Genomic DNA, 15,771 nt, shown 5'->3' with positions numbered 1-15,771 from the left:
TGCCGACCTGCCAGGAGCCCCTGCATGCCCACCTACGACTACGCCTGCCCGGACTGCGGGGGCTTCGACGCATTCCGCAGCCTGTCTCAACGCAACGAGCCGGCCGCGTGCCCCGACTGCGGCACGCTCTCACCCCGCGTGTTCGCCAGTGCCCCGCGGCTGGCCTGCCTCAGCGGCGACACCCGCGCCGCGCTGGACCGCAACGAGCAGGCCCGCCACGCCCCCATGAGCTCGAAAGGCTACGCCGAAGGCGCCTACGGGCGGCTCAGGCACCCGGCTGGCTGCGGCTGCTGCTCGCCCGGCACGCGCAAGACCTCCACCATGACCGCTCCCAACGGCAGCAAGATGTTCCCCACCAAGCGGCCGTGGATGATCAGCCACTGAAATGGCTCAGGGCATGAGCGTGTGGGTCACGGCGTGGATGAGCAGGCCGATCAGCCCGCCCACCAGCGTGCCATTCAGCCGCACGTACTGCAGGTCCGGGCCGATGTGCAGCTCCAGTTCGCGTGAGAGTTCGTCGGCCGGCCAGCGCGCCACGCGCTCGGTGATGTGGCGGCGGATGTCTTCCCGCCACCGCGCCACCAGACCGGGTGCGGCCTGCAGCCACTGGCCGTTGAGCCAGTCCTGCATCGCGGTGTCGGCCGACAGCCGCTCACCCAGCGCCTGCACCGCGTCGGCCAGCCTGGTGCGGATCACGCCGTCGTCGGCATGCAGGTCGCGCCGCAAGGCCTCGACGGCCTGCTGCCACAGCTGCTGCACGTAATCGGCCAGCGCGGGGTGGGCCAGCACGTCGGCGCGCAGGGTCTCGGCCTTCAGCCGCATGGCCGGATCGTGCTGCAGGTCGTCCACCAGGCGGGCCACAAAGCCGTCAAAGCGCGCGCGCAAGGGGTGGGCGGTGTCTTCGCCCATCTCGGCTATCAGCCGCCCCAGGCCGGCCACCAGCTTGCGCGTGCCCATGCGCCCGGCCACCAGGTCCAGGCCCACCATGCGCAGCACCTGCACTTCGGCCGCAATGCGCTCGGCAATCTCGGCCTGCAGCGCCTCGTCCTCCAGCCGCGCGGCCACGCGCTGCAGCACCTCGTCGAGCAGCGCCTGGTGTCGGCGCCCTTCCGTCAGCACGGCCAACAGGCGGCCGGCCCACGTGGCGATGTCGATGCCGGCCATGCGGCGCAACACCGCCTCGCGCACGAAGGCGGCCACGCGCGGGTCTTCCAGCGCCGTGAGCACGTGCCGGCCCGCCCCGGTCGCCAGCTCGGACGCCTGGCGGGCATGGGCCGGGTCGGCCATCCACTGCGCCAGGCGCCGGGCCGGATCGAACGCCCGCAGCCGCTCGACCACCTGGGCCGTGCCCAGGAAATGATCACAGATGAAGGCCGCTAGGTTCTCGCCGATGCGGGCCTGGTTGCGCGGCACGATGGCCGTGTGCGGAATGGGCAGGCCCAGCGGATGGCGGAACAGCGCGACCACGGCAAACCAGTCCGCCATGGCGCCGATCATGGCGGCCTCGGCAAAGGCCGCCACTGCACCCCACACACCGGCCCAAGCGGGTACGCGCTGTTGCATCACCATGGCCAGGCCGTACAGGCCTGCGGCCAACACCAGCAGCCCCGTCGCCAGGGCCTTCATGCGGGTGAGCCGTTGTGCCTTGGTCATCGCACCGCCGGCTCAGCGCCCGCCCGGCCAGGGCCGCGCCGCGATCTGCCGGTCCTGGCAGCGTGCAAAACCCATGAGCGCCACCAGCGAGCCGATCAGCGCCATGGCCATGTCCGACTGTGTGTCCCACGGATCCCCCTGCGTGCCAAGAAACGCGTCCGCATCCTGGCCAATGGCCACCGCGACACCCCATTCGACCAGCTCGTAGGTGGCGCTGATGGCCAGCACCACGCACACCACGAGAAAGGCCAGCATGCGCGGGCCTTGCACATGGCGGCCGCGCAGCAGGATCTCGCGGGCCACCAGGGCCGGCACGAAGCCCTGGAAGAAGTGCCCGATCTTGTCGTACGGGTTGCGCTGCAGGTCGAGCCACTCGGCCATCCAGAAGCCCAGCGGCACGCGCGCGTAGGTATAGGTGCCGCCCAGGATCAGCACCAGCGCGTGCAGGAAGATTGCCGCGTACAGCAAGGCCGTGAGCGGCGCTCGGCGTCCTGTGGCCCACAGCAGCGGCAAGGCAATGAAAACGGGGGCCACCTCGAGCGCCCACGTGGGCCGGTCGTAGGCATGCATGCCGGACAGCACGAGCAAGGCCACGAGCACGGCCGAGCCAGACAGGAACAGAATGGAGCGCGACATGGCCCCATGCTAACCGGCCCCCTGCAGGCAGCGCGCAGGATTTGGCAGGAAGCCGTTCTTTCACGCGATGAAAGCGCACGAAGCCCCCACAAGCGCGGGCCCCTCGCGAACAATCGCGGCTGAGGTCGACACGGGTGTGCCGTGGCCCGGCCTCCGATCTCAACCGAGGACCCGGCCTGCGCCATGAAAGATTCTGTGAACGTGTCGGACATGCCCGACGTGGATGAGCTCCGGGGCATGGCCCGCTCGGCCTTCGAGACCCTGCGAAGCAACCCGCCCACCCTGGTGCTGTCGAAATCGACCAGCACCCTGCTCTTCGTCCAGAACGAGCTGCGTCAACTCGGGCACGAGCGCATCTACCAGGAAGAAAGCCGCCGGCACGAACTGCTCAAGCGGGGCTTCACGCCACCGGACGACCTGAGTGCCCCGGCCATCCTCACCTGCCCCAGCCTGACGGATGCCGAATGCGACGAGCTGCGTCGCTCGCCTGGCTCGTTCTACGACATGGTGCGCGCCATCTACCGGGCGGGCTGGAACGCCCACGCCCGCGCCACCGACCAGGCCTGATCGCGCCTCAGGGCACCAGGGTCAGGAACAGAAAGGCCCCGAAGATCACCAGGTGCACCGCCCCCTGCATGACCGTGGTGCGCCCCTGCGCCAGGGTCAGGATGGCCGTACCGAAGGTCAGCAGCAGCAGGATCAGGTCCTTGCCCTCGATGCCGAGCTGAAGCGGCAGGCCCAGCCAGACAGACACCACCGCCACCGCCGGGATCGTGAGCCCGATGCTGGCCAGCGCAGAGCCGATGGCCAGGTTCAAACTGGTCTGCAGGCGGTTGGCATGGGCGGCGCGCACGGCCGCCACCGTCTCGGGCATCAGCACCAGCAGCGCGATCACCACGCCAATCACCGCCTTGGGCAGCCCGGCGTCGCTGACTGCGCGCTCGATGCTGGGCGACAGCAGCTTGGCCAGGCCCACCACGGCCACCAGCGCCACCAGCAGCAAACCGACGCTGGCCCACGCATGCCAGGTCCGGGGCGGCTCGGCGTGCACATGCTCGTTGTTGGCGTCCGCCTCGGGCAGGAAGTAGTCCCGGTGGCGCACCGTCTGGACGAAGATGAACACCAGCCACAGCGTGAGCGACGCCACACCGGCAAACACCAGCTGGGCGTTGCTGTAGGTGCCCTCGCCCGTGGTGGTCGTGAAGGTGGGTAGCACCAGCGACAGCGTGGCGAGCGCCATCAAGGCGCTCAGCCCCGCGTTGGCCCCGGCCACGCGGAAGGTCTGCACGCGATGGCGTGCCGCGCCGATCAACACGCACAGCCCCAGCACCCCGGTGCAGATGATCATGATGGCCGCATACACCGTGTCACGCGGCACCGCGGCCGCCTTGGCGCCCCCGGCCAGCATGATGGAGACGATCAGCGCCACCTCGATCACCGTGACGGCCAGCGCCAGCACCAGCGTGCCGAGCGGCTCGCCCACCTTGTGCGCCACCACCTCGGCGTGGTGCACGGCGGCCAGCACCGACAGCATCAACGCCACACCGAACAGCGTCAGCACGCCGACCGAGGTGCCCAGGCTCTGCGACAGACCCAGCAGAAGGGCGGAGACCAGGGGCACGAGCACGGACCAGATCGGCATGGGGCAACAGATTCCAGGTTGAAAAAAAGGGGCGGGGCGCAGGCCATTGTAGGAAGCCTGCGCCCCGCCCCGTCTGTTGCGGGTCTTAACGCTGCATCACATGAGGCTGCGCCCGTTGATCCGGAAGCTGGAAACCACCTGCGCCAGGCGGTCGGCCTGCACCTTCAGGCTCTCGGCCGCCGCCGCACTCTCTTCCACCAGTGCCGCGTTGCGCTGCGTGGTGTCGTCGATCTGGTTGATGGTGTTGCCGATCTGGGTCACGCCCAGGCTCTGCTCGCTGCTCGACTCGCTGATCTCGGTCACGATGTCCGTCACGCGCTGGATCGCCCGCACGATGTCGGACATGGTTTCACCCGCCTGGTCCACCAGGGCGGTGCCGCGCCCCACCTGCTCCACGCTGTCGGTGATCAGCGTCTTGATCTCGCGCGCCGAGGTGGCACTGCGCTGGGCCAGGCTGCGCACCTCCGAGGCCACCACCGAGAAGCCCCGACCCTGCTCGCCCGCGCGGGCCGCCTCCACCGCCGCGTTCAGCGCGAGGATGTTGGTCTGGAAGGCGATGCCGTCGATCACGCCGATGATGTCCGAGATCTTCTTGGAGCTGTCGTTGATGCCGCGCATGGTGTCCACCACCTGGCTGACCACCTCGCCGCCCTTGCCCGCCACCGCGCTGGCCCCGGCGGCCAGTTCGCTGGCCTGGCGGGCGCTGTCGGCGTTGCTGCTGACCATCGAGCCCAGCACGTCCATGGTCGCGGCCGTCTGCTGCAGTGCGTTCACCTGCTCTTCGGTGCGCTGGCTGAGGTCGTTGTTGCCCTGGGCGATCTGCGTCGAACTCGTCACGATGGTGTCCGACGACTCCCGCACCTGGTTCACGATCACCGCCAGGCTCTTCTGCATGGCGCCCAGCGAGGCCAACACGCTGCGCGACGCGGCCTTCTCGAGGCCGGGGACCGGGCTGAGGTCGCCCTCTGCCACCTGGCGCGCAATCCGGTTCAGGTCAGACGGCTCGGCACCCAGGTCGCCCATCAGCGCATGCGAGATCAGCACGCCCCCTCCAACGCTCAGCAGCACGGCGGCCACAACGGCCACCATCAGCATCGCACGGCGCGCGGCCATCTCTTCCTCGGCGTTGCTCGCCAGCCCGGCCGCACGGCGCTCCACCAGTTCACCGTACTCCGTCATCACCCCCCGCAGGCGGGCCAGCAAGGGCGCACATTCCGCCTGCAGCTTCTGCCGCGCCTCTTCGTCCTGACCGGCCATGGCCAGGTCCACGATGGCCAGCGCCACCGGCCCGTAGGCGCGCTCAACTTCCTGCATGCGGTTGACGAGTGCCCGCGCTTCGTCAGAGGCGTCCGTCGCCACGGCCATCATGTCGGCCAGCTGCTTGAGCTCACGCTGGACGTCGGCATGCGCGGCAGCGATGACGGCCTTCTCTCGCGTGCGTTCGTCGGGGTTGGCGGTCAGCACCAGGTTGCGCGCACCGATGGCGCGGCGCTCCACCGACGTCTGCACCTGGGCCGCCAGCATCGCCCGGGCGTTGATGCCGTGCACAAAGGTCGTGAACCGGTCGGTGGCGGCGGTCAGCGAATAAAGCGCGATGCCGCCGAGCACCACGACGATGCCGGCGACGCCGCCAAAGGCCATGACAAGCTTGGCCTTGATCGACTCAGGAAGGAAAGGCATGCGGTCTCCTCAGGTCGGGGCGCTGGATCCGCGCACCCTTGTTCGTCCCGGTTTTTCGGCAAGGGCGGGCGCGACTTGAGGGAACCGATTCACGTTAAATGCAATCGGGTCGGGGCTGTGAATTCTGCACGGATCAGCGCGCCAGGGCGGCGGCGTTCCGACGGCGCCACTGCGCGGGCGCCAGCCCTGTCCACGACCGGAAGGCCCGCGTGAAGGCGCTCTGCTCGGAGTAGCCCAGCAGCAGCGCGATCTCGGCCAGATCCAGCTGGGCGTCGCGCAGGTGGCGCTCGGCGAGGTGTCGCCGGGTCTGGTCCAGCAGGCCCTGGAAGCTCGTGCCCTGCTCGGCCAGCCGGCGTTGCAGCGTGCGCGCGCTCATGTGATGGGCTTCCGCGAGGGCGGCCAGCGAGGTCTGCCCCTCGCGAATCAGCGGCACCAGCGTGCGCCGCCACGCATCGACCACCGCGGGCACCGTGGCCACCTCCGCCAGCAACTGCTCGGCCTGGTGATCGAGCAGGGTCAGCAGGGCCGGATCCGACTTGCGCAGCGGCAGCGCCAGCACCTCCGGATCGAACACCAGCCGCGTGACGGGCTCGTCAAAGCCGACCTGCCCGCCAAAGAAGTCCTCGTACGGCTGCACCCACATCGGTGCCGGGTTCACGAAGCCCACATGGCGCACGGGCCAGTAGCGGCCGGTCAGATCGCGCGCCAGCTGCACCAGCGAGGCGATCGCCGTCTCGTCGACCAGCGCACCGGGGCGCCCCCGGGCCACGCCCCATTCAATGCACACCCCATCGGGCTGAACCGTCACCTGCGCGGGGTTCGCGTCGTACACCGACGCATGAAAACGCTCCAGCCGCTGCAACGCCTCAGCCAGGCTGCCGCACGCCAGCGCCGCGTAACCCACCACACCGAAATGCCGCGCCCCGATGCCTTCCGCAATGCGCAAAGCCAGCGCCGGCCTGCGCTCCAGTTCGTCGACGCGCGCCAGCATGGTCTGCCAGCGCGCCATCGGCACGAAATGCACGGCGTCGTCCAGCGGCTCGCCGAGCACCGCGACAGGGTCCTTCCCCTGTCGCTCCACATATTCATACAACAGCCGCACGTAGCTGGAAGCGACCCGGTTTTCCGTCATGACAGCCTGCACCACAACAATCGGACGATCTTGCCCGGCCCCCGCCTGCCTGCCCATGCGGATTTCACACAGCCAGCCACGTTGCACATTGGCGTGAAGCGTCAAGAAATTGGCCCGCTTCGTCAAGCAGGAATGCGTGCAGGTGATCACCATGGAGGCCCTCACCGCCTCCTGCCCTCACGCCCCATGACCGACGCGATTGCCTTCCTCCGCGACTGGCTGGCCCGCACCGAAGCGAGCGACTGGCTGCTTGTGGCGCTCTCGCCCGTGTTCCTCGCGGTGGTGGCGCTCGAAGCCTGGCGCTGGCGGGGCCACGGCCGCTATCACTGGCGAGACAGCCTTGACAGCCTGAACCTGGGTGGCGTCTACACGCTGGTCGACGTGCTCCTGGTGATCGCGCTCGTGCTGCCTGCCATGGAATGGGTAGCCGCCCGCCAGCTCACGCACATCGCGATCACGCCCCTCAGCTTCGCGGCCCTCTATCTGGGGGTCGAGTTCTGCTATTACTGGTTCCACCGCGCCAGCCACCGCATCCGCTGGTTCTGGTGTGCCCACGTGGTGCACCATGGCTCGGAGCACATGAACTTCACCACCGCCATGCGGCAGAGCTGGCTCTACCCGGTGGCCGGCAACTGGCTCTTCTACCTGCCCATGGTGTGGATCGGTTTCGAGCCCCGCTGGGTGCTGTTCGCGCTGTCGTGCAACCTGGCCTACCAGTTCTTCGTGCACACGCAATGGGTAGGCAAGCTGCATCCCCTCGTCGAGTTCTTCTTCAACACGCCCTCGCACCACCGCGCGCACCACGGCCGCAACCCGCGCTACATCGATCGCAACTATGGCGGCACGCTCATCGTGTTCGACCGGCTGTTCGGCACTTTCGTGGAAGAAACGGAATCGCCCGATTACGGCCTGGTGCGCCCCGTTCACAGCCACAACCCGGTCTGGCTGACCGTGCACGAGTGGGTGACGATGGGGCGCGACATGCTGCGCCCCGGGCCGCTCGCGATGCGCCTCAAGCACCTGTGGGCGCCCCCGGAGTGGGAGCGACCGCAGCCAAGCTGGGATAATCGCCCCCATGCACCCGAACGCCCTCATCGACCTCACGACGCAACTCGTCCGTGAGGTGCTCAAGCTCGACGCCCCGGCCGACAGCATCGTTTCCTATTTCTTCCGCAAGCACAAGGCGCTGGGCGCCCGCGAGCGCCACGCCCTGGCCGAGACCGCCTACGCCGTGCTACGCCAGCGCCTGCTGTGGGCCCACTTGGCCCAGTCGGGCCACGGCCCGATGGAGCGCCGCCTGGTGCTGCTGGCCTGGCAGGGTCAGTCCTACATCATCAAGAACGGCGCCACGGCCGACGAACAGGCCTGGCTGGCCCGCACGGCCACCATCGACCGCAGCACGCTGCCCGACAAGCTGCGTCATAACATGCCCGACTGGCTGTCGAACAAGCTGCGCGAGCAGCTCGACGACGCCAGCTTCTGGGCCCTGGTCGAGCGCCTGGCCGGCGGGGCCCCGCTCGATCTGCGCGTGAACGCCATCAAGGCCAAGCGCGAGGACGTGCTGGCCCAGCTGGCCGAGGCGGGCATCGAGGCCCAGCCCACGCCGTACTCGCCCATGGGCATCCGGATCGATGGCAAGCCCAACCTGCAGAAGCTGCCGCTCTACACCGAGGGCCATGTCGAGGTGCAGGACGAAGGCAGCCAACTGCTGGCCCTGCTGACCGGCGCCAAGCGCGGCGAGATGGTGGTCGACTTCTGCGCAGGCGCCGGTGGCAAGACGCTGGCCCTGGGCGGCATGATGCGCAACACCGGCCGGCTCTACGCCTTCGACGTCTCGGGCCACCGGCTGGAGAACCTCAAACCGCGCCTGGCGCGCAGCGGCCTGTCCAACGTGTACTCGGCGCAGATCGCGCACGAGAACGACGACCGGATCAAGCGCCTGCGCGGCAAGATCGACCGCGTGCTGGTCGACGCACCGTGCTCGGGCCTGGGCACGCTGCGCCGCAACCCCGACCTGAAGTGGCGCCAGAGCCCCAAGGCGATCGAGGAACTGCAGGCCAAGCAGACGGCCATTCTGGCCAGCGCGGCGCGCCTGCTCAAACCGGGCGGCCGCCTGGTCTATGCCACCTGCAGCCTCATCCCGGCTGAAAACGAGGTGATTGCCGACGCTTTCACCGCAGCCCACCCGGACTTCGTGCCCCTGGACGCCAAGGAAAAGCTGGAACTGGCCGGCGTGCCCGACGCGAGCAGCCTGGTGACGCCCGCCGGCCACCTGCGCCTTTGGCCGCACGTGCATGCCACCGACGGGTTTTACGCAGCGGCCTGGGAAAAGAAGGCCTGACCTCGGCCGTCGACGTCCCACGAAAAAAGGCCCGGTTCGACCGGGCCTTTTTGTTTGCACGCTGCCGTGATCAGCGCATCAGAACAGGCTTTCGCGCACGTAGACCACGTCGCCCGCCTGCAGGCGGTCGTTCATGCCGGGCTGCACGATCTTGACCTCACCGGACTCGTCGCGGCGGTGCACGCGGATGCCGCGCTCGGTGCCGCGCATGTTCAGGCCGCCGGCCGAGGCCAGTGCCTGCAGCAGCGTGGTGTCACGCAGGAGGATCTGCACGCCGGGGCGCTGCACTTCGCCGTAGATGTAGATCTGCGGGGCGCGGTCGACCCAGATGGCGTCGCCGTTTTCCAGGGGGATGTCGTCCACGGTGCCCATCGAGGCGAACACCTTGGGGAAGTCGATCTCCTTGCGGAAGGGCTTGCCGTTGCGCAGGCCGGAGATCACGACGGTATCGGATGCCGAACCCGCCACGGTGCCCCCGGCGGCGGCCAGCACTTCGCTGAGCTTGGAGGTGCCGGCTTCCAGCGGATAGCGACCCGGCTTGTTCACCAGACCGAGCACCGACACCTGGTTGGCCTTCACGGCCATCAGCAGGATGGTGACCTGCGGCTGCTTGAGGTAGTTGCCCTCGCGCAGGCCGTCGGCGATCTTCTTCTCGGCAGCGACGACCGACAGGCCGCCCACTTTGACAGAGCCCAGCAGCGGGTACGAGATGGTGCCGCCTTCGTTGATGCGGGTTTCGAGGGTCAGGTCGGGGTTCTGGTACACCGTCACCCGGACCAGGTCGCCCACACCCAGCACATAGTCGGCCTGGGGTGCCGCCTGGGCTGCCAGGCCGCTGCCCAGCAGCGTGGCCGCCACCAGCCAGCGCGCAATCTCACGCATCCACTTCATACGATCTGTCCTCTAATTGATGGTTCAACGCCCCGGCAGGGGCGGGTCGCAGGCAATGTACACCGGTCGGTGGCGACCACCGCCCGGCAACGATACAACGTCAGCATGATGGACTCGGCGCGGGGTGGGTGGTTCCCCTGGCCCCCGCGTGCGCGGGTGAGCGCAGGCCCCCGAACCGAGGGGGTGCTCAGGCCGCAACCAGCGCACACGTGCGCTGCAGGTAGGGCGAAACGTCTTCGGAAGCCATGGGCCGGGCCACCAGAAAGCCCTGCACGTCGTCGCATCCGAGCGCCTTCAGCATCGCCAGCTGCTCCACCGATTCGATGCCCTCGGCGGTGGTCTCGAGCCGCAGGGCGCGCGCCAGGCTGATGATGGCGGTGACCACGGCCTGGGCGTCAGGGTCGCTCCCCAGCGCCCGCACGAACAGGCCGTCGATCTTGAGCTTGTCGATCGGCAGCCGCCGCAGATAGGCCAGCGACGAATAGCCCGTGCCGAAGTCGTCCATCGCGATGCGCACGCCGCGGGTCCGCAGGGCACTCAGCGTGTCGTGCGCGCCTTCGTGGTCGTCGATCAGCGCCGATTCGGTGATCTCGAGTTCCAGCCTTTCGGGGGCCAGCCCGCTCTCGGCCAGCGCCTGGTCCACCAGGTCGATGACCGACAGGCTGCGGAACTGCACCGCCGACAGGTTCACCGCCACGCGCAGGTGCGCCGGCCAGCGCGCGGCCTGGCGGCAAGCCTCGCGCAGCACCCAGGTACCCAGCGGCACGATCTGACCGGTTTCTTCCGCCACCGGGATGAACTCGCCCGGCCCGACCAGGCCGCGCTCGGAGTGCTGCCAGCGCACCAGGGCCTCGAAGCCGAGCACCTCGCCATCATGCAGACGCATCTGAGGCTGGAAGTGCAGCGTGAACTGCTCGGCCTGCAAGGCCTGCCCGAGCTCGTGCTGCAGGCGGGCGCGGGCCAGGGCCTGGGCGGCCATCTCGGGCGCGAAGTGGCGCCACGTGGCCCGGCCAGCCGCCTTGGCCGCGTACAGCGCCAGGTCGGCACACTGCAACAGCGCGCGCGGATCGCTGCCGTCGCGCGGGGCTTCGGCAATCCCGATGCTGGCATGCACCACCACCTGGGCGTCTTCCAGCTGCAGCGGCTCGCGGATCAGGGCCAGCATCCGGGCGGCCAGCGCATCGGCCGCCACGGCATCGGCATGGGCCCACGTCAGCAGGGCGAACTCGTCGCCCCCCAGCCGGGCCAGCAGGTCGCCATCGGTCACACAGGTGCGCAGCCGGGCACCCAGGCGCCGCAGCAACTGGTCGCCCACGGTGTGGCCCAGTGTGTCGTTGATCTGCTTGAAGTTGTCGAGGTCGATGAACAGCAGCGAACAGGGCCGGGTGGCCTCCTCGGGCGAGCGGCTCAAGCGGTCGAGCTCGGTGCTGAAGCGGTGGCGGTTGGCCAGCCCGGTCAGGGCGTCGTAATTGGCCAGGCGAGCCAGCTCGTCGCGGGCCTGACGTGTCTGCGTGATGTCCGAGCCCACGCCACGCCAGCCGGCCGCACGGCCGCGCTCATCGAACAGCGGCTTGGCCGTCAGTGACCACCAGCGCACCTCGTGCCCCACTTCCACAGGCAGCTCAATGTCGCGGAAGGGCTGCCCCAGCCGCAGGCAGCTGGTGAGGTGGCGCAGGCTGTGCGCCCCTTCCGGCTCATCGGGCGGCAGCATCTCGGCCAGCAGCCCGGTCAGGCTGCGGTCGAGCAACTGGCGCACGGGCAGGGCAAACGACTGGGCCAGCCGCGTCGACACGTGACGCAAGCGGCCCTCGGCATTGATCTCCCACAGCCAGTCGGACGCATGCTCCTCGAAATCGCGCAGCAGCAGGTCGATCAGCTGCTTCTGCCGCTCGGTTTCCGCCTGTGCGCGCAGGCGGCTGATGAACATCCGGCCGTTGGTGAAGATGATGCCCACCATCACGACTGCGTACACGGACAGCATCACCATCAGGGCGCCGTTGTCGGCATAAGGCGATCGCATCAGCGCCAGCAGACACCCGCAGAACAGCACGCCCACATAGGCCAGCGCGGCGGGCGCCAGCGGGCTCAGCATGAAGGCCCCACCGCAGATCATGCCCACGCTGACCGTGGACAGCAGGAGCGAGCCGATCTCGTCCGCATCGGGGAACAGCACCACGGGCAGGGTGGCCCACAGCGCCGCAAACAGCCCCATGTGGGCGACCACCACCCGGATGGCGCGCGGGCTGGCCACGCGTTTGCGGCCATCGCTGATCAGGCGGTGGCGCCACAGCAATCCGATCACGCCGAGCGACAGCACCACCGCCAGGCACCACGCGGCCAGCCAGAGCGGCTCGCCCATGCGATCCCAGAAGACCCACGCCAGCGTGACGGTGTTGACCGCGTTGCCGATGACGCTCAAGGGCAGCAAGGCCATCAGCGCCTGGATCTGGCGCGCCCGGAAGTGCGCCACGTGCGGCCCGTCGAGGTCGACACAGGGGCGCACCTCGTCGAGCCAGGCTTTCAAGGATTGCCTGAACCGGCTCAAACCATGCGGGGTGGGTTCGTACTGCTCTGCCATGCCATGGATCATGACGTCAAATGTGTCGTTCCGACCTAAGGGCAAACCGCGGAGGCGCCCGCAAACATGGGGCTTTCAAGGTGAAACCCGACACCTGAATGGGTGACGGATTGGCGTACCATCCCAGCCCTTCCCCTGGAATGGACCTCATCCATGACTTCCAAGAACCTGTCTGATGCCGAACAGGCGCTGCGCGACGCGGCGCTGGAGTACCACCGCCTGCCTTCGCGCGGCAAGATTGCCGTCACGCCGACCAAGCCGCTGTCCAACCAGCGCGACCTGTCTCTGGCGTATTCGCCGGGCGTGGCCTACCCCTGTCTGGCCATCGAACAGGACCCAACCCTGGCGGCCGATTTCACGTCACGCGGCAACCTGGTGGCGGTGGTGACCAACGGCACCGCCGTGCTGGGCCTGGGCGACATCGGCCCGCTGGCATCGAAGCCGGTGATGGAAGGCAAGGGCTGTCTGTTCAAGAAGTTCGCCGGCATCGACGTGTTCGACATCGAACTGGCCGAGCGCGATCCGGACAAGCTGGTCGAGATCATTGCCGCGCTCGAGCCCACGCTCGGCGGCATCAACCTCGAAGACATCAAGGCGCCCGAGTGCTTCTACATCGAGAAGCAGCTGTCGGCGCGCATGAACATCCCCGTGTTCCATGACGATCAACATGGCACGGCCATCATCTCGAGCGCGGCGCTGCTGAACGGCCTCGAGCTGGTGGGCAAGGACATCGGCGCGGTCAAGGTGGCCGTGTCGGGTGCCGGTGCTGCAGCCATCGCCTGCCTTGATGTGATGGTCGGCCTGGGCGTCAAGCGCGAGCACATCTTCGTGTGCGACTCCAAGGGAGTGATCCACAGCGACCGCGCCGATGCAGCCAAGCTGGATGAATCCAAGCGCCGTTACTGCCAGACCACCACGGCCCGCACGCTGGCCGACGTGATCGAGGGCGCCGACGTGTTCCTGGGTTGCTCGGCCCCGGGTGTGCTGACGGGCGACATGGTCAAGACCATGGCCGACAAGCCCATCATCCTGGCGCTGGCCAACCCGGAGCCCGAAATCCGCCCGGAGATCGCGAAGGCCGCCCGCCCGGACTGCATCATCGCCACGGGCCGCTCCGACTACCCGAACCAGGTCAACAATGTCCTGTGCTTCCCGTATATCTTCCGCGGCGCGCTGGATTGCGGCGCCACGAAGATCACCGAAGCAATGAAGCTGGCCTGCGTGCGCCAGATCGCCGACCTGGCCAAGGCCGAGATCTCGGACGAAGTGGCCGCAGCCTACCCGGGCCGCGAACTGCGCTTCGGCCCCGACTACCTGATCCCGACGCCGTTCGACTCGCGCTTGATCCTGCGCATCGCGCCGGCGGTGGCCGAAGCCGCCGCGGCCTCGGGCGTGGCCACGCGCCCCATCGCCGACCTGAAGGCCTACCGCGACTCGCTGTCGCAGTTCGTCACCAACACGGGCCTGTTCATGCGCCCGCTGTTCCTGGGTGCCAAGGCCGCCGCCGCGCGCAAGCGCATTGCCTATGCCGAGGGCGAGGACGACCGCGTGCTGCGCGCCGCCCAGATCGCCGTGGACGAAGGCCTGGCCTTCCCTGTGCTGGTGGGCCGTCCGGACATCATCACCAGCCGCATCGAGCGCGCCGGCCTGCGCCTGCAGCCGGGCGAGAACTGCGAGATCGTGAACCCGGCCAAGGACGACCGCTTCAAGCAGTACGTCGAGGCCTACCGCCGCCTGCGTTCGCGCGATGGCTTCACGCCCGAGTTGGCCAAGGTGGCCGTGCGCCGCTCGAACTCGCTGATCGCCACCATGCTGGTGAAGATGGGCGACGCCGACGGCATGATCTGCGGGGTCATCGGCCGCTACGACTACCACCTCGACCATGTGCGTGAGGTGATCGGCGTGAAGCCGGGTGCCCACGGCCTGGCTGCGCTGAACGCGCTGATTCTGGACCAGCACAACCTGTTCATCGCCGACACCTTCGTCAACGAAGACCCGACGGCCGAACAGCTGGCCGACATCGCCATGCTGGCGGTGGAAGAGGTGCAGCGCTTCGGCCTGCCGCCGCGCGTGGCCTTCCTGTCGCACTCGATGTTCGGCTCGAGCCGTCGTCCTTCGGCGCAGAAGATGCGCCAGGCCCGCGACATCTTCGTGGCCCGCATGCCCCACATCCCCGCCGATGGCGAGATGCAGGGCGACGCGGCGCTCAGCGAGTCGCTGCGCAGCAAGCTGCTGCCCGAGACCACGCTGGACGGCACGGCCAACATCCTGATCTGCCCGAACCTGGATGCGGCCAACATCCTGTTCAACGTGCTGAAGATGACCGGTGGCAATGGCGTGACGGTGGGCCCGATCCTGCTGGGCGCCGCGGCCCCCGTGCACATCCTCAACCCGTCTGCCACGGTGCGCCGCATTGTCAACATGACGGCTGTGGCCGTGGCCCACGCCACCAAGTGAGCGGGCTGGCCGCGTGGCAGACTCGCGGCCAACCATGAGCACCGTCGTCCCGCCCTCCTCCGCCGCGCCACGCCTGTGGCACGGCTATGCCGCCGCCCTGGCCACTGTGGTGATCTGGGCGGGCTTCATCCTGGTGTCCCGCCTCGGCGGCAAGACCGGCCTGACGGGCTGGGACATCGTGGCGCTGCGGCTCGGCGTGGCCTCGCTGGTGATGCTGCCGCTGTCGTTGCGCCTGCCAGCGGTCACGTGGCGGGATCCCAAGCTGTGGGCGCTGGCCGTCATCGGCTGCCTGGGCTTTCTGATCTTTGTCTACCTGGGCTTCAAGCTCGCGCCGGCCGCACACGGGGGCATCCTCATCCCCGGCATGCAGCCCTTTCTTGTCACGGCGATTGCGTGGGTGCTGCTCGGCGCCCGCCCGTCGCGCCAACGGCTGTGGGCGCTGGTGCCCATCGCCCTCGGCGTGACCTGCATGGCTGCGCCGGTCGTGGCCGGTCTGGGCCAGGGCCCCTCGACCCTCGGGGGCGACCTGTTGCTGCTGACCGGATCCCTGTGCTGGGCCACCTACAGCGTGCTGGTGCGCAAGTGGGTGTACGACGCTTGGCTGCTCACGCGCTTCGTGACGATCGCCTCGGCGTTGCTGTTCCTGCCGGTGTACGCGCTGGCCCTGCCCAAGGGCCTGCACACCGTGCCCACGTCCATGCTGCTGCTTCAAGGAGATCGGAAGAGCACACGTCTGAACTCCAGTCACCGGATAACATCTC

At 68.6% G+C, this 15,771-nt stretch carries 12 protein-coding genes; 5 read left to right on the top strand and 7 right to left on the bottom strand.

What is annotated here, in order from left to right:
• The first annotated feature begins 24 nt into the window (after positions 1-24).
• The gene (locus Q0Z44_RS16645) at positions 25-384 is read left to right on the top strand and encodes a zinc ribbon domain-containing protein (RefSeq protein ID WP_298014849.1); all 360 of its coding nucleotides are present in this window, start codon (positions 25-27) and stop codon (positions 382-384) included.
• A 6-nt stretch (positions 385-390) separates the two neighbouring features.
• Here Q0Z44_RS16645 and Q0Z44_RS16640 read toward each other — a convergent pair whose 3' ends face one another.
• Both Q0Z44_RS16640 and Q0Z44_RS16635 read right to left on the bottom strand, forming a co-directional pair.
• Entirely contained in the window at positions 391-1,653 is a 1,263-nt protein-coding gene (locus Q0Z44_RS16640; protein WP_298014847.1) for a DUF445 domain-containing protein, read from the bottom strand.
• Positions 1,654-1,665: 12 nt separating this feature from the next.
• Positions 1,666-2,289: a DUF2238 domain-containing protein gene (locus tag Q0Z44_RS16635; RefSeq protein ID WP_298014845.1), complete on the bottom strand. Its 624-nt coding sequence runs from the start codon at positions 2,287-2,289 to the stop codon at positions 1,666-1,668.
• Positions 2,290-2,472: 183 nt separating this feature from the next.
• Here Q0Z44_RS16635 and Q0Z44_RS16630 point away from each other — a divergent pair, with 183 nt between their 5' ends.
• Complete coding sequence (locus Q0Z44_RS16630) at positions 2,473-2,856, top strand: hypothetical protein (RefSeq protein ID WP_298014844.1); 384 nt, start codon at positions 2,473-2,475, stop codon at positions 2,854-2,856.
• 7 nt (positions 2,857-2,863) lie between these two features.
• On the opposite strand, the gene Q0Z44_RS16625 is transcribed toward Q0Z44_RS16630, so the two are convergent.
• The 3 genes from Q0Z44_RS16625 to Q0Z44_RS16615 form a co-directional block, all read right to left on the bottom strand.
• A complete protein-coding gene (locus Q0Z44_RS16625; protein WP_298014842.1) occupies positions 2,864-3,931 on the bottom strand; it encodes an ionic transporter y4hA in 1,068 nt (355 codons plus the stop codon).
• 96 nt (positions 3,932-4,027) lie between these two features.
• On the bottom strand, positions 4,028-5,611 hold the full coding sequence (locus tag Q0Z44_RS16620) for a methyl-accepting chemotaxis protein (protein WP_298014840.1): 1,584 nt from the start codon (positions 5,609-5,611) through the stop codon (positions 4,028-4,030).
• 133 nt (positions 5,612-5,744) lie between these two features.
• On the bottom strand, positions 5,745-6,743 hold the full coding sequence (locus tag Q0Z44_RS16615; RefSeq protein WP_298014838.1) for an AraC family transcriptional regulator: 999 nt from the start codon (positions 6,741-6,743) through the stop codon (positions 5,745-5,747).
• 186 nt (positions 6,744-6,929) lie between these two features.
• Here Q0Z44_RS16615 and Q0Z44_RS16610 point away from each other — a divergent pair, with 186 nt between their 5' ends.
• Together Q0Z44_RS16610 and Q0Z44_RS16605 are read left to right on the top strand one after the other, a co-directional pair.
• A complete protein-coding gene (locus Q0Z44_RS16610) occupies positions 6,930-7,865 on the top strand; it encodes a sterol desaturase family protein (RefSeq protein WP_298014836.1) in 936 nt (311 codons plus the stop codon).
• Positions 7,819-9,084: an RsmB/NOP family class I SAM-dependent RNA methyltransferase gene (locus tag Q0Z44_RS16605; RefSeq protein ID WP_298014834.1), complete on the top strand. Its 1,266-nt coding sequence runs from the start codon at positions 7,819-7,821 to the stop codon at positions 9,082-9,084. Before Q0Z44_RS16610 ends, Q0Z44_RS16605 begins: the two co-directional genes overlap by 47 nt.
• A gap of 78 nt (positions 9,085-9,162) precedes the next feature.
• Here the strand turns inward: Q0Z44_RS16605 and epsE are convergent, their stop codons facing one another.
• Together epsE and Q0Z44_RS16595 are read right to left on the bottom strand one after the other, a co-directional pair.
• On the bottom strand, positions 9,163-9,975 hold the full coding sequence (gene epsE, locus Q0Z44_RS16600) for a polysaccharide export protein EpsE (RefSeq protein WP_298014831.1): 813 nt from the start codon (positions 9,973-9,975) through the stop codon (positions 9,163-9,165).
• A gap of 187 nt (positions 9,976-10,162) precedes the next feature.
• Positions 10,163-12,553 carry a GGDEF and EAL domain-containing protein gene (locus Q0Z44_RS16595; RefSeq protein ID WP_298014829.1) on the bottom strand — a complete coding sequence of 797 codons (2,391 nt, stop codon included), beginning with the start codon at positions 12,551-12,553 and terminating at the stop codon, positions 10,163-10,165.
• Positions 12,554-12,706: 153 nt separating this feature from the next.
• On the opposite strand from Q0Z44_RS16595, the gene Q0Z44_RS16590 reads away from it, so the two are divergent.
• Complete coding sequence (locus Q0Z44_RS16590; protein ID WP_298014827.1) at positions 12,707-15,010, top strand: NADP-dependent malic enzyme; 2,304 nt, start codon at positions 12,707-12,709, stop codon at positions 15,008-15,010.
• Positions 15,011-15,771 lie beyond the last annotated feature (761 nt).

Source organism: uncultured Aquabacterium sp. (genome assembly GCF_947366995.1).
Taxonomy (GTDB): Bacteria; Pseudomonadota; Gammaproteobacteria; order Burkholderiales; family Burkholderiaceae_C; genus Aquabacterium.
This window is presented reverse-complemented; position numbering and strand designations above follow the sequence as displayed.

Bases quoted from the DNA above. Each gene is read 5' to 3' on its own strand.
- Q0Z44_RS16615 (WP_298014838.1), bottom strand. From the start codon at position 6,743: ATGACGGAAAACCGGGTCGCTTCCAGCTACGTGCGGCTGTTGTATGAA.
- Q0Z44_RS16605 (WP_298014834.1), top strand. From the start codon at position 7,819: ATGCACCCGAACGCCCTCATCGACCTCACGACGCAACTCGTCCGTGAG.
- Q0Z44_RS16630 (WP_298014844.1), top strand. From the start codon at position 2,473: ATGAAAGATTCTGTGAACGTGTCGGACATGCCCGACGTGGATGAGCTC.
- Q0Z44_RS16635 (WP_298014845.1), bottom strand. From the start codon at position 2,289: ATGTCGCGCTCCATTCTGTTCCTGTCTGGCTCGGCCGTGCTCGTGGCC.
- Q0Z44_RS16620 (WP_298014840.1), bottom strand. From the start codon at position 5,611: ATGCCTTTCCTTCCTGAGTCGATCAAGGCCAAGCTTGTCATGGCCTTT.
- Q0Z44_RS16590 (WP_298014827.1), top strand. From the start codon at position 12,707: ATGACTTCCAAGAACCTGTCTGATGCCGAACAGGCGCTGCGCGACGCG.
- Q0Z44_RS16625 (WP_298014842.1), bottom strand. From the start codon at position 3,931: ATGCCGATCTGGTCCGTGCTCGTGCCCCTGGTCTCCGCCCTTCTGCTG.
- epsE (WP_298014831.1), bottom strand. From the start codon at position 9,975: ATGAAGTGGATGCGTGAGATTGCGCGCTGGCTGGTGGCGGCCACGCTG.
- Q0Z44_RS16645 (WP_298014849.1), top strand. From the start codon at position 25: ATGCCCACCTACGACTACGCCTGCCCGGACTGCGGGGGCTTCGACGCA.
- Q0Z44_RS16610 (WP_298014836.1), top strand. From the start codon at position 6,930: ATGACCGACGCGATTGCCTTCCTCCGCGACTGGCTGGCCCGCACCGAA.
- Q0Z44_RS16640 (WP_298014847.1), bottom strand. From the start codon at position 1,653: ATGACCAAGGCACAACGGCTCACCCGCATGAAGGCCCTGGCGACGGGG.
- Q0Z44_RS16595 (WP_298014829.1), bottom strand. From the start codon at position 12,553: ATGGCAGAGCAGTACGAACCCACCCCGCATGGTTTGAGCCGGTTCAGG.